A 17,498-nucleotide genomic window follows, 5' to 3' on the forward strand; every position below is an offset into this window, starting at 1 on the left:
AAGGATATGCTGAATTTTAAGGAGTTGAAAAATTTTCTGGACGAGAAGGCTGATGTATATAATAATTCTGAATTTATCCAGGATGATCCTATTCAGATACCACATCGTTTTTCTTTAAAGCAGGATATTGAAATTGCAGGTTTTCTGGCCGCAACGATCTCATGGGGAAACAGAAAAGCAATTGTAAAGTCAGCAGATAAGATGCTTGATATTATGGGGAATTCACCATATGACTTTGTAATGAACTGTTCTGAAGAGGATTTAAGATCATTAGAACACAAAAGTATACACCGAACTTTTAACGGACAGGACTTTATTTATTTTATAAGACAGTTCAATAAGATTTACAGTGAATATGAAAGCTTGGAAAACTTATTTGTGCTGCATCCCGATGAAAATAATTTTTATCATGCAATTGAGAGATTCAGAGCGTTTTTTTTACAGGCTGAAAAACACAGAAGTCATAAACATGTCAGTTCGCCTTACAAAAATTCATCTTCGAAAAGAATCATTATGTTTTTACGATGGATGGTAAGAAATGACCAGCGCGGTGTCGATTTTGGAATATGGGAAAATATTGAACCTAGGTATCTATCCATACCTTTAGATGTTCATACCGGAAATATATCCAGAAAATTAGGAATGATTACCAGAACACAGAACGATTGGAAAACAGTCATGGAACTGGACGCGATCATTAGAATGTTTGACGAAAAGGATCCTGCAAAATACGATTTTGCTCTGTTCGGTTTAGGAGTAACTAAAGAATTGTTCTAAATAAAAAATAATGAAAACATCGCACGAAAGAATAGAATTTTTAGAAAAGATTGCTGATGGTATCACCTGGTGGATTGGTTCTATACCTTCCCTTATTGTCCATAGTTTGTTTTTCATTATTTCATTTTTACTTCCGGCACTCAATATTGTTGAGTTTGATAAAATGTTGCTGATACTGACGACTGTTGTGTCTCTTGAAGCAATTTATCTTGCAATCTTTATTCAGATGTCAGTCAATAAAAGCCATGAAAAAATTGAAGATATTCAGGAAGATATTGAAGAAATCAGTGAAGATATTGAAGATATTCAGGAAGATATTGAAGAAATTACAGAAGATATTGAAGATATTCAGGAAGACATTGAGGAAATCAATGAGGATGAGGATGATGAAGAACATATTGAAAAGGCGAAAAATGCAATTTTAAAAAGTAACGTTCATTCTAATAAGACCGAGATTAAACTGCTAAAGGACAAAATTAGTGAACTGCAAACTATGATCGATCAGCTGAAAAAAGATCAGCCTGATCAAATTTGATTTAATCATATGATTAATATGTTGTTAATTCGTAAATCTATCGAGCTAATCTTAAATATTTAGAATTATTTTTATTATTTTTGACCAAACAATAATAAAATGTTAAAATATCGATTAAAACATTATTTTTTCTTTTTGATTTTTTTTCTGCCATTTTTTGCAATATCTCAAAAAACTGAAAGAAATAAAAATGTAAAAGCCAAGGCAGGAGCTCTTACATATAAGGCAGGAGCATTCATCAATGTAAATGTACCTCCATATCTTCCGAGCAATTATACTCCTGAGCAGCTGGTTAAAGATGTCTTGATTAACGGTGGTTCTACATGTTCTATACCTAATGTAAGCAACGTCACTGTTTCACCTAATCAATTAGTAAGCAATGCAAATCGCTTTTGGGGGTATTTTAATAAAGGTACAACCAATTTTCCATTTAATGACGGGATTGTATTAACCACCGGTCTTGCATCGGAATCGGGTAACTCTTTTATATCTAGTTCTTTAGCCGGAAACATTTCGCAATTAGGAGATGCAGATCTTGCTGCAGCCACCAATACTAATCAGGGAAGTCAGCGGGATGCTGTCGCATTGGAATTTGACTTTGTTCCCAATTCTACTCAGGTAAAATTCAATTATATATTTGCTTCTGAAGAGTACAGCGGGACTTTTCCCTGCAGCTACTCGGATGCTTTTGCTCTGTTAATCAGACCAACAGCAGGAGGTCCTTATGTTAATGTTGCTGTGTTGCCGGGTACGGCTGGTGCGGTAAGTGTAACCAACATAAGACCTGCCAACAGTTCAACCGGGGGTGCTCTTTCATGTGGTGCGCTGAATCCGACGTATTTTGCAGGTTATAATTCTTCCAGTATAGAAACTAACTATAACGGAAGAGTCGTTCCTTTAACAGCAACTGCTACAGTAACACCCGGAGTCTCTTATCATTTTAAAATGGTTTTAGCTGATTATAATGATAATACTTTAGATTCAGCAGTTTTTCTTGAAGGCGGATCTTTTGACTTAGGTCTTACGATCGTTGACAGTAGTGGAAACCCTCTTCCTGACAGTATTAATGTATGCGATAATATTCCGCAGGTCTTAAAAGCCCTTGTTCCTGTGAATCCCGGAACAACATTTCAATGGTTTAAAGATGGTGTACTTATTCCAGGGGCAACCAATATGGAATATACTGCTACATCACCCGGTGTTTATAAAGTACAGGTGACAGCTCCGGGAGCTACCTGTCCTGCTGAAGCCACAGTGACCATTGTTGGAGGTACAACGCCAGTTGCTCAGAATGCGGTTCTGAAACTATGTACTACTCCGACTGTTTCTACTTTTGATCTCAATTCTGCTAAACCTTCTTTAAGCACAACACCAGGAGCTGTATTTCGTTTCTACGTTAATCAGGCAGATGCTACGGCTCAGAATAACAATTTTATTGCAACACCTCAGCTCTTTAACGGAAATGACGGGCAGGTTCTGTATGTGGTTGTATCAAACGGTGCTTTCTGTAGTAAGATTGTTACTTTAACTTTACAAAAAGAAGCTACACCTGTCGCAGTGCTTACTGCTTCAAAATTGAAAATCTGTTTGGGTGAATCTGTTACGATAACAGCTTCTGGGGGGGTGACCTATCAGTGGGATGGATTTGCAGGTACAGGAGCGGTACGTACATTGTCTCCGACCCAGACCACAACCTATACAGTTTATGCTATTGGAGCGCAAGGATGTAAATCATTGCAGCCTGCGTCAGTAACTGTTGAAGTTGTCCCTGCTATTACTTCAAATCTTACGGGTGGATTTATCTGTATCGGTGACAGAATCACTTTAGATGCGGGAGCTGGACCAAATTATTCTTATCTTTGGAGCAATGGTGCTACAACACAAACTATTTCTGCAGATTCGCCGGGAGCATATTCTGTCACTATTAATAATGGAGTGTGTTCAAAAGTCTACACTACCCAGGTGATTCTTGCGATTATTCCTGAAATTATAAAAGTTGATTTCAGTGAAAGCGGAACACTGGTGGTAACAGCCAGTAATCCAAGTAATGGAGTGTTAGAATATTCTATGGATAATGGAGTGACCTGGCAGTCTTCAAATGTATTTAACAATGTTCCTAAAAATGTGCTCGTTCCAATCAGGGTCAGAGTGAAAAATACAAGCTGTGTAGGTTTTCTTGAATACTTCACATTTGTGATGAAAAATGTAATCACTCCGAATGGCGATAATGTGAATGACATGATCGATTTCAGGGGAATCAGTGATTTGAAAGATTTCCAGGCAGTTATTTCAGACCGTTATGGCAAAGCAGTATTTAAGGCAGAAAAAACAAGGCCTTTCTGGGATGGATATTTCCAGGGTAAAAAACTTCCAACGGCGTCTTACTGGTATCAGGTAACTTTTGAAGATCCTGCGACTGATAAGTTGACTGTAAAAACAGGATGGATATTATTGAAGAACTTTGAATAAATTTATTGTAATATTGAATAAAGACCGGTCATAAAATTGACCGGTTTTTTTTATTGTATCATTCGATAAATCAATAAGGCTGATATCAGAATTATAGTAATAATAATATAAATATCAGTGAATTAAATTTTAATCAAAAAAAATAGTATTTTTGTTCTAAATAATATAAAATGTTATATAAAAGTGCAGGAAGTTTATTTTTGGCTTTACTTTTAGTTTTTATAGGGAACTTTACATTTTCTCAGATCAGGGAGAGGGGCAAAAGTGTTCAGAAGGGGTCTGCTCAATCAATGAAAGCAGGTAATTTTATTGATGTCAACACTGCTAACTATCAGGAATCTTCCTTCAGCATTACGCAGTTGGTTAAAGATGTTCTTATTGCAGGTGGATCTACATGTTCTACAGCAAATGTGAGCAACGTTATCGTTTCTCCTGATCTGGCAGTAAATAATCAGAATAGGACATGGGGTTTTTTTAATAAAGGAACTACAAATTTTCCTTTTGCAAAGGGAATCATCCTGACCACCGGACACGCAAGAAAGGCAGGAAATGTTTTTCAGTCCGGACAGTTGAGTGATGGTGTGCCCACTCAGGGAGATGTTGATCTTGCCAATGCCCTTGGCATAGGAAATAATAATTTAAAAGATGCTACTTACATAGAATTTGATTTTGTTCCGAGTTCTGCTGAAGTTAAATTCAACTATCTCTTTGCGTCAGAAGAATATGAAAATAATTATCCTTGTACCATTGGGGATGGTTTTGCATTGTTATTAAAAAAAGTTGGTGATCCTACCTACACGAATCTTGCAGTACTGCCAAACGGAACCCCGGTAAGTGTAACCAATATTCATCCTGCCAACGAGTTTGGAGGAGCTCCGTTAGTCTGCGGACCTGCTAATGCTACGTATTTCGGAGGTTATAATACAGCTGCCATTGAAACGAATTTCAGCGGACGAACAATTCCGTTAACTGCAAGAGCAACCGTTATTCCAGGGCAGACGTATCATTTTAAAATGGTTATTGCTGATTATCAGGATGCAGCTTATGATTCGGGTGTATTTTTAGAGGCCGGCTCTTTTGATATTGGTGTTCAGATTCTTGATCCTGCAGGTGTTCAGTTACCACCATCTATCAATGTTTGTGATAATGCTCCTGTAGTTTTGACAGCATCACAAAGTCCGAATGCAACCTATCAGTGGTTCTCCGGCAACAATCAAATTCCCGGAGCTACTACATCAACCTATACGGTAACACAACCCGGAGTCTATTCTGTAGAAGTTACAGTACCGGGAAATTCATGCCCGGGTAAGGCAACAATTACAGTGGTGGGAGGAACTTCTCCAACGGTACAAAATGCTACACTGACAAGTTGTTATACTGCAGGCAATGCAGTGTTTAATCTGACCTCTGCACAAGCTTCAATAAGTACGACCCCGGGAGTAAATTTTACATATTATCTGAATCAGGCAGATGCAAATTTAGGAAATAACAATACGATAGCTGCTCCTACCAATTTTTCAAGCGCAGGAAATCAAACGGTTTATGTTCTTGTTAAAAATGGATTCTGTTCAAAAGTTGCACAGTTACAATTGGTGAAAGCTGCAGAAATAACAGCCACGATAGCACCACCTTCGACCCTGACGTGTACCAATAATCAGATCACCCTCAACGGTTCTGCTTCCGTTTATCCTGCAGGTTCAACTTTTTTATGGACGACTACAGGAGGAAATATCGTATCAGGAGGAACGACTTTAAACCCTGTTATTAATGCGCCGGGAACTTATACCCTGACCATCTCAAACACTTTTGCAGGAAATGTTACCTGTACAGGAATAGCTAATGTTACCGTGACAGGAAACAGTGCCCCTCCTGTTACAGTGCTTACCGCAAGTAAACTTTCAATCTGTGCAGGTGAAAGCATCACATTAACGGCTTCGGGGGGAGCTACCTATAACTGGGGTAATGGTCTTACTGGAAACGGCGCTACACAGACTGTGTCTCCTACGGCAAATACTACTTATACTGTAACGGCAGTAGGTGCCAACGGATGTGTTTCCACTTCTCCGGGTACCGTAACTATACAGGTTTCTCAACCGTTTACTGCACAGAATGCAAGCCTTATAAAATGCTATCAGCAGGGAAATATTATCTACGACCTTACCTCTGCTCAAAGTCAGATCACCACAGCAACTGTAGGGATTACTTTCACATATTATCTCAATCAGGCAGATGCTGATGCCGGTAATGCCAACAATATAACGATTCCAACATCTTTTTCAAGTGCAGGAAACCAGACAGTTTATGTTTTGGTAAGCAATGGTGGATGTCGATATGTGGTAACCCTGCAGTTGCAGACAACTGCAGCGACGACATTGAATATTGCGCCGCCACAGACAATTACATGTACAAATAGTCAGGTTACTTTGAATGCATCAGCATCTGTGATTCCTGCGGGATCTACTACTGTGTGGACAACAACCGGGGGAAACATTGTATCAGGTGGTAATACTTTAAGCCCGGTAATTAATGCCGCGGGAACCTATACTTTAACCGTAACCAATAATACACAGCCCTCCAACTTAACCTGTACTTTCACTTCTACCGTTACTGTAGTTGAAGATAAAGTTTTGCCTGTCGCAAATTTAACCTCTACTTTCCAGCAGATATGTCCTGGTGAATCAGTCACATTGACCGCATCAGGTGGCGTTACCTATAACTGGGGTAACGGACTGACCGGTAACGGACCCACTCAGGTAGTATCGCCAGCTAATAATACAACCTATACTGTTTATGCAGTTGGGGCAAATGGCTGTATTTCTGCCAATCCTGCTTCTTTCACCATTATCGTAGGACCTCCGACGACTACAGTGACTGCCTCTAAAATTAAAGTCTGTGCTGGTGAATCTGTTACATTAACAGCCAGTGGAGGATTTACTTATAATTGGGTAGGACTTACAGGAAACGGAAATACACAGGTTGTAACTCCTTCTGTTACAACAATATATTCGGTATATGCATTAGGTGGAAACGGCTGCTTTTCTCCAACTCCTGCAACGATCACTATTGAAGTAGTTCCGGCAATAGTCTCAACATTAAAAGATGTATATGCATGTGCCGGTGATACAGGGGTTTTAGACGCCGGAGCAGGGCCAAATTACACCTATCTGTGGAGTAATGGGGCAACGACGCAAACGATCTCAACCAATGTTCCGGGGTCATATTCTGTAACAATAAGTAACGGAACATGCTCAAAGTTATTTACAGCACAGCTGATTAATCCTGATCTTCCTCAGTTTACCAATGTTGTATTTGATAATAATGTGCTGACAGTATCGGCAACTAATCCGACAGGCGGGATTTTAGAGTTTTCGATCGATGGAGGAATTACCTGGCAGACCTCAAATATTTTTTATAATGTATTAAACAACACCAATTATACCCTAACCGTAAAGGTAAAAGATGCAAAATGCGGTAATACGTTAAGTTATTTTACATTCGTTATGAGCAATGCAGTTACTCCTAATAGTGACGGTATCAATGACTATGTAGATTTTTCAGGAGTTAGTGCCTATAAGAATTTCGCTGCATCAATCTATGACAGATACGGGGCAGAAATTTTTAAAGCTGACAAAACAAATGTCAGATGGGACGGTTCATTAAAAACGATCAATCTTCCAACTGCAACTTACTGGTACAGAGTTCAGTGGGAGAATCCTGCGAGCAGAAAGCTGGAATTAAGATCAGGATGGATTTTACTTAAAAATAGAAATTAAAAAAAAGTCTCCTATTTGGGAGACTTTTTTTTGTGTTAAAGATTTGAGTTATTTATGCACTTTATTTAAAAAAAAACTAAATTTGTTGAAACAAAATTATTATGAGGAGATATCTACTGTTGTTTTCACTTTTTTTATTAAGCTCAAACTTTCTTTTTGCGCAGATTAATCAGCCCAGGAAACCTGCAAAAAAAACGATTCCTTCAAATGCAAAAGCAGGGGACTATATCGATGTAAATGTTGCACCATATCCTGAGAGTAATTATACACCAACACAATTAGTTACTGATGTTTTGGTAGGAACTTCCGGTTCATGCGGAACTCCAAATATTTCTAATGTTACAATTAATCCCAATCAGGCTATCACCAATACCAATAGATTTTGGGGATATTTTAATAAAGCCGGAACTGCATTCCCTTTTGATGAAGGGATAGTGCTTACTACCGGTTACGCCCGTGAAGCAGGTAATACTCCGATTGCAGGAGTGCTTAGTGGTAATACAGGGACTACTTCTGATCCTGACCTTGTTGCAGCGATCGGAACCTCCCAACAGCTTTTTGATGCCGTTGTTTTAGAGTTTGATTTCGTACCTACAAGTTCACAGATGAAGTTTCGGTATATATTTGCCTCTGAAGAATATACAGGAGGATTTCCATGCTCCAATTATGATGATGCCTTTGCTTTATTATTAAGGCCGAATATTCCGGGCTCTACCTATACTAATCTGGCTGTTTTACCAGGAGGCGCAGGTCCTGTGTCTGCAACAAATATTGTTCCTCAGGATCCCTTATTTTCCTGCGGGCCTATCAATGGACAGTATTTCGGATCTTTACCTCCGAACCAGATTAATTATTACGGCAGAACAATTCCTTTAACAGCTGAGGCAACTGTGATTCCGGGGCAGTCTTATCATATCAAAATGGTAATTGCAGATGCAAGAGACGGAAGTTACGATTCAGCCGTATTTTTGGAAGCAGGTTCCTTTGATATCGGAGTAAGTCTTTTAGACCCTTCAGGTGCTCAGTTACCCGCTGAAATTAATGTTTGTGATAATGTACCTCAGGTAATTACCGCTTCCACCAGTGGTCCTAATTTACTGTATCAATGGTTTTTTAACGGAACTTTAATACCGGGAGCCAATACAAACACAATTACGGCATTACAGCCCGGAATTTATAAAATTGAGGTAAGTGTTCCGGGTAATCCATGTCCGGGTTCAGCCAGTATAAAGATTAACGGCGGTACAACACCTGTTGCTCAGAATGCCACCTTCTTGCTGTGCAGTACACCTGATATTACAACCTTTGACCTCAACAATGCAAAACCATTAATTAGTCCAACTGCCAATGCAATTTTCAGATTTTATGCCAACCAGGCAGACGCTACGGCTCAAAACGGAAATTTCATACAGAATATTGCAAACTACAATGGCACAAATGGTCAGGTTTTATATGTAGTCGTTTCGGACGGCGGTTTCTGCAGTAAGACTATAGAATTAACTTTAGAAAGAGAGGTAACTCCTACCGCAGGATTGACTTCTTCCAGAATCAGAGTGTGCCCAGGTGAGACCGTAACACTTACGGCTACAGGAGGAGTAACCTATTTATGGGATAATTTCCCCGGAAACGGAAATACACAGACGGTAACTGTTCAGCAGACTACCACATTTACCGTATACGCTGTCGGAACAAAAGGTTGTAAATCTCTAATTCCTGCAAAAATTGTTGTTGAGACGGTTCCTTCAATTACTTCTCCTCTGTCTGATGTTGAGATGTGTATCGGAGACTCCATTGTATTGGATGCTGGAGCGGGCACCAGTTACACTTATCTATGGAACACCGGTGCGACTACGCAGACTATCACTGCCGATCAGCTTGGAATTTACACGGTACTGATAAAAAATGGGATCTGCGAAGAATTATTTACGGTAAAAGTACATGGTGCGGCTTCACCATTCTTTACCAATCTGAGTTACGACAGTGGCACATTAACAGCAATTGCCACGAATCCGTCTATCAATAATATTTTTGGAACACTTGAATATTCTATAGACGGAACCAATTGGCAGGACTCAAATATTTTTACCAATCTTACAGACAATACTACATACAATGTTCAGGTAAGAATCAAAGGGACAAGCTGCGCCGGTTCTGTAGAATTCTTTACGCTTCAGATTAACAATGTAATCACGCCTAACCAGGATGGTGTAAATGATGTTCTGGATCTTACTAATTTGAGAGATTTTAATAATTTTACAGGATCAGTTTATGACAGATACGGAGTTGAAATATTCAGATTTTCAAAAGAAAGACCGATCTGGGACGGTACAGTAGGAGGAAAAAGACTCCCGACAGCTACCTATTGGTACAAATTTAATTTCGAATATAAGAAATCTAAAGTGCAGATGAACAGATCCGGATGGATTATGTTAAAGAACAGAGAATAATTTAAATAGCATATAAAAAGAGACAGCTTTTCAATTTTGAAAGGCTGTCTCTTTTTATATGTACTAAAGTGGGAAAGTGTAAGTTTAAAGATTCTCTTTCCAAAGCTGGGTGATATGAATAAAATCCTGAACACTTAATTCTTCAGCTCTCTTATCTAAGAATTCGTGATTTTTTAAAGCTTCAGGAATATTTAAAATTTTCCATGAGTTGGAAAGTTTTTTTCTTCTTTGATTAAAGCCTGCTTTTACAATCTGTTTGAAAAGAACTTCATTTCCTGAAAGGCCGTCCTTTGGATTTCTTGTCAGTCTAATTACGCCCGACTTTACTTTCGGTGGAGGATTAAATACATTTTCGTGAACGGTAAAGAGATACGTTACATCGTAATAAGCTTGTACCAAAACAGAAAGGATTCCATAATCTTTTGTTCGTGGAACTGCAGCAGTGCGCTCTGCCACTTCTTTCTGGAACATTCCCACCATTTCAGGCACTAACTGATAATAATCAATAATTTTAAATAAAATCTGTGACGAAATATTATAAGGAAAATTACCGATAATAGCAATTTGCTCATTATTGATAAAGTTGAAATCCTGTTTAAGGAAATCTCCTACAAAAGTATCTTCGGTGGTTTTAGCATAGTTTTTTTTCAGATAATCGATCGATTCGGTATCAATTTCTGCCAGATAAATAGTCTGTTCCTTATCCAGAAGATATTTGGTAAGTACTCCCATCCCGGGACCTATTTCCAAAATGTTTCTGTAATTTTCGTAGTTTAAGCCTTCTACTATATTTTTTGCGATGTTTTCATCGGTCAAGAAGTGTTGACCCAGATGTTTTTTTGCTCTTACACTCAAAGTTTATTTATGATTTCGTTAACAATGATTTTCTCTTATTCGTTCCAAATTTCGGTAGAATTTTTCTATTTTAGCCAAAAATTTTAATATTAATGGCGAAATCTGTAGAAGAGTTTAATAGGAAGAGACTTCGGTCCAGCAATATTACAGTGGTAATAAGTATTGCCTTAGTGTTATTTTTATTGGGTTTAATGGGATTAATTCTCATTAATGCACAAAAATATTCTGATTATCTTAAGGAGCAACTTGTTGTGAATGCATACTTTGATGAGAATTATTATGAAAAAGATTCTGTTAAGATTGCTAAACAGGAAGCGGAGGCAGTTCAGCAGATTCAAAAATTGGAATCGGTAAAACGTACAACTTATATTTCAAAGAAAATGGCTTCAACCGAAGCTAAAAAAAGTTTAGGGGTTAATAGCGAAGCCCTTTTTGAAGAGGATATTTTTCCCGCATCTGTAGAAATAGCCCTGAAACCTGCATATACTGATTCTACCAAGATCGGTGCGGTTTTAGCTCAGATAAAATCTGTTCCCGGAATTGTCGATGTCAAAAACGATTCAGATTCTCAGAAAATCTATGATAAATTAAATAAAATCCTTAAATGGATTTTAGCATTTTGTGTACTCTTCTTAGTGTTGGCTATTGTTTTGATCAATAATTCAATCAGATTAAAAGTATTCTCAAAAAGATTTATCATCAAAACGATGCAGTTGGTAGGTGCTAAGCGAAGATTTATCTTGACTCCTTTTATCAGAGAAGCTTTGGTCCTCGGTTTACTGGGAGCAGTGTTAGGATTATTAGCGCTATTCGGACTCTGGTATTATTTTACAACTACCATCAAAACTCCTTTTGTACAAGATACCAATCAATATTTCTGGTTAGTTTTATTAGTATTCGGAGTTGGTATTTTTATTACGGTGTTAAGTACAATCGTTGCCACATGGAGATTCCTGAGATCAAATGTTGATGACTTATATTATTCTTAAAATGAGCAAAAAAACGCATAAATTTTCCGCTGCAGATTTTGGAACGGAAACAGATACCGATAAAGAACAGACGTTCTATTTCGGACAGCAGAATTATAAATGGATGTTGATTGGCTTGGCATGCATCATTGTAGGATTTCTATTAATGATGGGTTCGGACGCCAATACCGTTAATGGAAAACTCGATCCCAATTCCTGGAATGACGATATCTTTTCCATCAGAAGAATCAGAATTGCGCCTTTGCTGATCGTTATTGGTTTTGTGATCGAAGTATATGCAATTCTGAAAAGAAATAAATAAAGCTACAAGGTAAAAAATAGATTGAGCCAGATTTAAATGGTTCAAATAAAAAAGTCGGTTGTTCAACAATTGGCTTTTTATTTAAAATAAAAATAGGCTGAAAGCAATTTGCCACAGGCCAACTTCAAAATTATGGATTTAATCAAAGCGATCATTATTGCGATTGTAGAAGGACTCACAGAATATTTACCAATATCGTCAACGGCTCATATGGGATTCGCTGCCAGTCTTATGGGATTGCAAGAAACAGAATTTCTGAAGATGTTTCAGGTTTCAATACAGTTCGGTGCTATTCTATCAGTGGTTGTAGCTTATTGGAAAAAGTTTTTTGATCTGAAAAATATTCAGTTCTATTTTAAATTGGGGTTTGCAGTAATTCCCGCTTTGGTATTAGGATATATTTTTGATGATATGATCGAGGAAGTTCTGGGTAATCAGATTGCAATATCTGCTGTATTAGTTTTAGGGGGTGTTGTTCTTTTATTTGCAGACAAATGGTTTAAAAATCCTGTAATTCATGACGAAAAAGAATTATCTATAAAGAAAGCAGTAATTATTGGTTTTTGGCAGTGCCTCGCAATGATGCCGGGAACAAGTAGAAGTGCTGCTTCTATTATCGGAGGGATGACGCAGGGGCTTACAAGAAAAGCAGCTGCAGAATTTTCTTTTTTTCTTGCTGTTCCTACCATGTTGGCAGTTACGGTATATTCAGTTTTTGTAAAGACTTGGGGTAAAGAGACCGAAAGTCCAATGAAAGGATATGAAATGATTTTTTCTTCGCAAGATCACATCATGATTTTTATTGTGGGGAATGTAGTAGCTTTTATTATAGCATTGATTGCTATCAAAGCTTTCATTGGAGTTCTTAATAGATATGGTTTCAAACCTTGGGGCTGGTATAGAATTATCGTTGGAATAGCTCTGTTGATTTATTTTTATTGGTTTAAATAATTTTTGAAAGAAAGCTTAGATCTCTGGAAATTTTAGTATGAATTTTATAGCTGCTTTTTCACTTTGTTTTACCTCTTTTATCTGTTTTATCTGCTGCAAAGTGATTAATCAGGCCTGATAAATGATGAGATGATTCTATTCTCCTGAAAAAATGTTTTCAATTACAAAAATCCTAACTCTTATTCAAAAATGAATGCAGAAAAACTTTTAGAAGGACATATTTTTTTACTCGACAAACCTCTTGACTGGACTTCTTTTCAGGCGGTGAATAAAATGAAGTATAAACTCAAAAGTGAGTTTGGTCTTCCTAAAAAATTCAAAATCGGTCATGCAGGAACTTTAGACCCAAGAGCAACGGGGCTTTTGATTGTCTGCACAGGTAAATTCACCAAAAAAATACCTGAAATACAGGACGCTCCGAAAGAATACCGGACCGAAATTAAAATCGGAGTTCAGACAGAATCTTATGACACCGAAAAACCTGAGATCCTTCATCAGGATATATCTCATATTACAGAAGAGAACGTAAGAACAGCTTTAGATAAATTTTTGGGTGAAATTGAACAGAAACCGCCTGTTTTTTCAGCCATTAAAATTGATGGAAAAAGAGCCTATGATATGGCAAGGGCAGGGCAGGAAGTTGAAATGAAAACCAGAAAAACGACGATTACTTATATCAAGGATATAGAAATCGTTCTTCCGCTGGTCCGTTTTACTGTGGGCTGTTCTAAAGGAACATACATCCGAAGCCTTGCTCATGATATCGGTCAGGAATTGAGAGTAGGAGGCTATCTTACTCAATTGAGACGTACAAAAATAGGTAGTTTTACAGTAAACGATGCTACAACTGATTTTTTAGAAAATGAATATAGATTTCAAAATTTATGATCAGAAATTTATTTTTAGCTATATTCTTATCGATTTCATCGCAATTTTTTTCACAGGTTGATTCTTCTAAGAAACCGAAAATGGATTTTTATTTTAATACTAATTTGAACGTTGGATATAATTTAGGAAACAGAATTAAAAGTAATCAGAATAAAGATTCTTATGATTATCAACAGAATGTTGCCCCGTTTTTACCCAATGACTTTACATACGGAGTATCAGCAGTGGGAGGTTATCATTTTCTACCTAACTTTGCAGTTGGAGCGGGATTGAAATATAGTTATATCGATCCAAATTTTCATATTATTTATTGGATGATTCAGCCTAAAATTATTTTCAATCCGGGTGATGAAGCTTTTTTTATAGATCTTACTTATGGAAAACAGATGAATAAATCAGTTGTTTCAAATGCTGATTTCTGGGGTGTAAAAGCAGGTCTTCAGATTTCATATTCAAAAAGGCTGAGTCAGGAAGGTGGTTTGTTTTTAGAAGGATCTCAATTAGGAAACACAGGTGCTGTATTTATAGGAATAAGCTATGGGATCACTATTTTCAGCAATAAGAATTACACAATAGAAGGAACAGAATAATGGAAAAAACACGTATTAATAAATATCTATCTGAAGCCGGTTTTTGCTCAAGACGGGCAGCGGATAAACTGTTGGAGGAAGGAAGAATAAAAATCAACGGAAAAGTTCCTGAATTAGGAACTAAAGTTTCTGATGAAGATGTCGTCGAAGTTGACGGAAAACCCATTCGTGAAAACGAAGAAGAACCTGTTTATATAGCATTTAATAAACCTGTAGGAATTGTCTGTACCACAGATACGAAAAGGGAGATTGATAATATTATTGAATACATCAACCATCCTAAAAGAATTTTCCCGATAGGGAGATTAGATAAACCAAGTGAAGGTTTGATCCTGCTGACGAACGACGGGGATATCGTAAACAAAATTCTCAGAGGAAAAAACAACCATGAAAAAGAATATCTTGTACGGGTTGATAAGCCTCTGAATTCAAAATTTCTTGAGAAAATGCGAAACGGAGTTCCGATCTTAGATACGGTCACCAAGAAATGCGAAGTGGAACGAATTGATGATATGACTTTCCGCATAGTGCTGACACAGGGACTAAACAGACAGATTAGAAGAATGTGTGAATTTCTTGGGTATGAAGTGAAAAAACTGAAAAGGATAAGAATAATGAATATTAAATTGGATATTCCTTTAGGAAAATGGAGAGATCTGACATCTGAAGAATTGGCCAATCTGAATGTGATGCTGGATGGATCATCCAAAACTTTTGAATAATTACTAAAAATAGTAAAGATTAAGAACTAGATACATGTCCCTGCTAACAATTGAAAGTTAGCAGGGATATTATTTAGATTTTTAAAGATAGAGTGTACCTCATCATTTGTGACAGTAAATTTGAATACAAAGAAATTTATTTATTGGCGGTATTATATTTCTGTCATTACCAAAAAACGAATGTAAAATTTTTAAAGTAGTCCATATTAAATTATTGCGTTTAATAACAAATAATTTCGTACTTTTGCACTCACTTTTGTGGACGCACTTTAGGCGAAGTAAAACATTATCAATTAACAACTTCCATATTTTTCAGGATTCACAGCAAAGCCAAAGTCTGTAAGAATAGGAATACAAATTTTATTAGAAAATGTCAAAAGAGACAAATTCAGCAGAGGTTATTTTAAACCAAAACGTAGCACCAGAACAATTTGACTGGGATTCTTTCGAATCAGGTCTTGATGCAGATGCCAGAAAAGAAAAAAGCGATCTTGAAGAAATCTATAACGGATCTCTTAGCAGCTTAAATGATAACGACGTTATCACTGGTAAAGTTGTAAGATTGACTGACAAAGAAGCTATCGTAGACATCGATTTCAAATCTGAAGGTGTTATTTCTCTTAACGAATTCCGTTACAACCCAGGCCTTAAAGTAGGTGATGATGTTGAAGTAATGGTTGACAGAAGAGAAGACAAAACAGGACAGTTACAGTTATCTCACAGAAAAGCAAGAACGCTTAAAGCTTGGGATAGAGTAAACGAACTTCACGAAACTGGAGAAATCGTTAACGGTTTTGTTAAGTCAAGAACTAAAGGAGGTATGATCGTTGACGTACACGGTATCGAAGCATTCTTACCAGGTTCTCAGATTGACGTTAAGCCAATTAAAGATTACGATCAGTTTGTAGGTAAAACTATGGAATTCAAAGTTGTGAAAATCAACCCTGAGTTCAAAAACGTAGTTGTATCTCACAAAGCGTTGATCGAAGCAGATATCGAAGGTCAGAAAAAAGAAATCATCGCGCAGCTTGAAAAAGGTCAGGTTCTTGAAGGTACTGTTAAGAATATTACTTCTTACGGTGTATTCGTAGATCTTGGTGGTGTTGACGGATTGATCCACATTACAGATCTTTCTTGGTCTAGAGTGAATCATCCATCAGAAATCTTAGAAGACGGACAGACTGTGAAAGTGGTTATCCTTGATTTCGATGATGAGAAAACAAGAATCCAGTTAGGTATGAAGCAATTGGAAGCTCATCCTTGGGATGCTCTTTCTGCTGACATGAAAGTTGGAGATAAAGTAAAAGGAAAAGTAGTGGTTCTTGCTGACTATGGTGCATTCGTAGAAATTGCTCCTGGTGTTGAAGGATTGATTCACGTTTCTGAAATGTCTTGGTCTACTCATTTGAGAAGCGCAGGAGATTTCGTAAAAGTAGGTGACGAAGTGGAAGCAGAAGTACTTACTTTAGACAGAGAAGACAGAAAAATCTCTTTAGGTATGAAACAGTTATCTAAAGATCCTTGGGAAAATATCGAAGCTAAATATCCGGTTGGTTCAGAGCACGTTGGTACTGTAAGAAACTTTACAAACTTCGGTGTATTTGTAGAATTGGAAGAAGGTATCGACGGATTGATCTATATCTCAGACCTTTCATGGACTAAGAAGATCAAGCATCCATCTGAATTCTGTGCAGTTGGTGATAAATTGAATGTTGTAGTTCTTGAACTAGACATTCAGGCCAGAAGATTATCTCTAGGTCACAAACAACTGACAGAAAACCCATGGGATAAATTTGAAACTAAATATGCTGAAGGAACGGTACACGCTGGTAAAGCTGTAGAAGTACATGATAAAGGTGCTTCTGTACAATTTGAAGATGCTGAGGTAGAAGCTTTCTGTCCTTCAAGATTATTAGAGAAAGAAGATGGATCTAAAATCAAAAAAGGTGATGATGCTCAGTTCAAAGTAATTGAATTCAACAAAGAATTCAAAAGAGTAGTAGTATCTCATACAGGTATCTTCAGAGATGAAGAGAAGAAAAACGTAAGAGAAGCTTCTAATAACAGATCTAATAACAACAATAACAGCTCTTCTTCAAATAATGAAGAAAGATCTACTCTTGGAGATATTGATGTATTAGCTGAATTAAAGAGAAAAATGGAAGGAGGTAAATAATCTCAAATCATTTTTATAAATAGGA

At 37.2% G+C, this 17,498-nt stretch carries 13 protein-coding genes; 12 read left to right on the top strand and 1 reads right to left on the bottom strand.

The features are described 5' to 3' along the window. Positions 1 to 6 precede the first annotated feature (6 nt). The 5 genes from AC2A07_RS16045 (at position 7) to AC2A07_RS16065 (ending at position 10,001) form a co-directional block, all read left to right on the top strand. A complete protein-coding gene (locus AC2A07_RS16045; RefSeq protein ID WP_484051220.1) occupies positions 7 to 777 on the top strand; it encodes a TIGR02757 family protein in 771 nt (256 codons plus the stop codon). 10 nt (positions 778 to 787) lie between these two features. Then, entirely contained in the window at positions 788 to 1,312 is a 525-nt protein-coding gene (locus AC2A07_RS16050; RefSeq protein WP_314497262.1) for a DUF1003 domain-containing protein, read from the top strand. A gap of 135 nt (positions 1,313 to 1,447) precedes the next feature. Continuing rightward, a complete protein-coding gene (locus tag AC2A07_RS16055) occupies positions 1,448 to 3,781 on the top strand; it encodes a choice-of-anchor L domain-containing protein (protein ID WP_484051221.1) in 2,334 nt (777 codons plus the stop codon). A 170-nt stretch (positions 3,782 to 3,951) separates the two neighbouring features. Beyond that, positions 3,952 to 7,554, top strand: a complete 3,603-nt coding sequence (locus tag AC2A07_RS16060) for a choice-of-anchor L domain-containing protein (protein ID WP_484051222.1) — start codon at positions 3,952 to 3,954, stop codon at positions 7,552 to 7,554. Positions 7,555 to 7,655: 101 nt separating this feature from the next. Next, positions 7,656 to 10,001: a choice-of-anchor L domain-containing protein gene (locus AC2A07_RS16065; RefSeq protein ID WP_484051223.1), complete on the top strand. Its 2,346-nt coding sequence runs from the start codon at positions 7,656 to 7,658 to the stop codon at positions 9,999 to 10,001. Between the two features lie 84 nt (positions 10,002 to 10,085). Here the strand turns inward: AC2A07_RS16065 and rsmA are convergent, their stop codons facing one another. Then, complete coding sequence (rsmA, locus tag AC2A07_RS16070) at positions 10,086 to 10,856, bottom strand: 16S rRNA (adenine(1518)-N(6)/adenine(1519)-N(6))-dimethyltransferase RsmA (protein ID WP_484051224.1); 771 nt, start codon at positions 10,854 to 10,856, stop codon at positions 10,086 to 10,088. Positions 10,857 to 10,948: 92 nt separating this feature from the next. On the opposite strand from rsmA, the gene AC2A07_RS16075 reads away from it, so the two are divergent. The 7 genes from AC2A07_RS16075 to rpsA all read left to right on the top strand — a co-directional run bounded on the left by AC2A07_RS16075 (position 10,949) and on the right by rpsA (position 17,473). Next, positions 10,949 to 11,845, top strand: a complete 897-nt coding sequence (locus tag AC2A07_RS16075; protein WP_484051225.1) for a cell division protein FtsX — start codon at positions 10,949 to 10,951, stop codon at positions 11,843 to 11,845. 1 nt (position 11,846) lies between these two features. Next, positions 11,847 to 12,146 (top strand): DUF3098 domain-containing protein, encoded by a 300-nt coding sequence (locus AC2A07_RS16080; RefSeq protein WP_484051226.1) that lies wholly within the window; start codon positions 11,847 to 11,849, stop codon positions 12,144 to 12,146. Between the two features lie 132 nt (positions 12,147 to 12,278). Beyond that, complete coding sequence (locus AC2A07_RS16085) at positions 12,279 to 13,097, top strand: undecaprenyl-diphosphate phosphatase (protein WP_314497281.1); 819 nt, start codon at positions 12,279 to 12,281, stop codon at positions 13,095 to 13,097. 189 nt (positions 13,098 to 13,286) lie between these two features. Further along, a complete protein-coding gene (gene truB / locus AC2A07_RS16090; protein WP_484051227.1) occupies positions 13,287 to 13,985 on the top strand; it encodes a tRNA pseudouridine(55) synthase TruB in 699 nt (232 codons plus the stop codon). An 80-nt stretch (positions 13,986 to 14,065) separates the two neighbouring features. Further along, the gene (locus AC2A07_RS16095) at positions 14,066 to 14,575 is read left to right on the top strand and encodes a hypothetical protein (RefSeq protein ID WP_484051228.1); all 510 of its coding nucleotides are present in this window, start codon (positions 14,066 to 14,068) and stop codon (positions 14,573 to 14,575) included. After that, positions 14,575 to 15,297 carry a 23S rRNA pseudouridine(2604) synthase RluF gene (gene rluF / locus AC2A07_RS16100; protein ID WP_484051229.1) on the top strand — a complete coding sequence of 241 codons (723 nt, stop codon included), beginning with the start codon at positions 14,575 to 14,577 and terminating at the stop codon, positions 15,295 to 15,297. Before AC2A07_RS16095 ends, rluF begins: the two co-directional genes overlap by 1 nt. 370 nt (positions 15,298 to 15,667) lie before the next feature. Next, positions 15,668 to 17,473 (top strand): 30S ribosomal protein S1, encoded by a 1,806-nt coding sequence (gene rpsA, locus AC2A07_RS16105; protein ID WP_314497290.1) that lies wholly within the window; start codon positions 15,668 to 15,670, stop codon positions 17,471 to 17,473. The last annotated feature ends 25 nt before the right edge of the window (positions 17,474 to 17,498 follow it).

It is taken from the genome of Chryseobacterium sp. HNCC26DJ238, assembly GCF_057180465.1.

Coding starts and splice junctions, on each gene's coding strand:
- AC2A07_RS16045 (WP_484051220.1), top strand. CDS start 7: ATGCTGAATTTTAAGGAGTTGAAAAATTTTCTGGACGAGAAGGCTGAT.
- AC2A07_RS16050 (WP_314497262.1), top strand. CDS start 788: ATGAAAACATCGCACGAAAGAATAGAATTTTTAGAAAAGATTGCTGAT.
- AC2A07_RS16060 (WP_484051222.1), top strand. CDS start 3,952: ATGTTATATAAAAGTGCAGGAAGTTTATTTTTGGCTTTACTTTTAGTT.
- AC2A07_RS16065 (WP_484051223.1), top strand. CDS start 7,656: ATGAGGAGATATCTACTGTTGTTTTCACTTTTTTTATTAAGCTCAAAC.
- AC2A07_RS16075 (WP_484051225.1), top strand. CDS start 10,949: ATGGCGAAATCTGTAGAAGAGTTTAATAGGAAGAGACTTCGGTCCAGC.
- AC2A07_RS16080 (WP_484051226.1), top strand. CDS start 11,847: ATGAGCAAAAAAACGCATAAATTTTCCGCTGCAGATTTTGGAACGGAA.
- AC2A07_RS16085 (WP_314497281.1), top strand. CDS start 12,279: ATGGATTTAATCAAAGCGATCATTATTGCGATTGTAGAAGGACTCACA.
- truB (WP_484051227.1), top strand. CDS start 13,287: ATGAATGCAGAAAAACTTTTAGAAGGACATATTTTTTTACTCGACAAA.
- AC2A07_RS16095 (WP_484051228.1), top strand. CDS start 14,066: ATGGATTTTTATTTTAATACTAATTTGAACGTTGGATATAATTTAGGA.
- rluF (WP_484051229.1), top strand. CDS start 14,575: ATGGAAAAAACACGTATTAATAAATATCTATCTGAAGCCGGTTTTTGC.
- rpsA (WP_314497290.1), top strand. CDS start 15,668: ATGTCAAAAGAGACAAATTCAGCAGAGGTTATTTTAAACCAAAACGTA.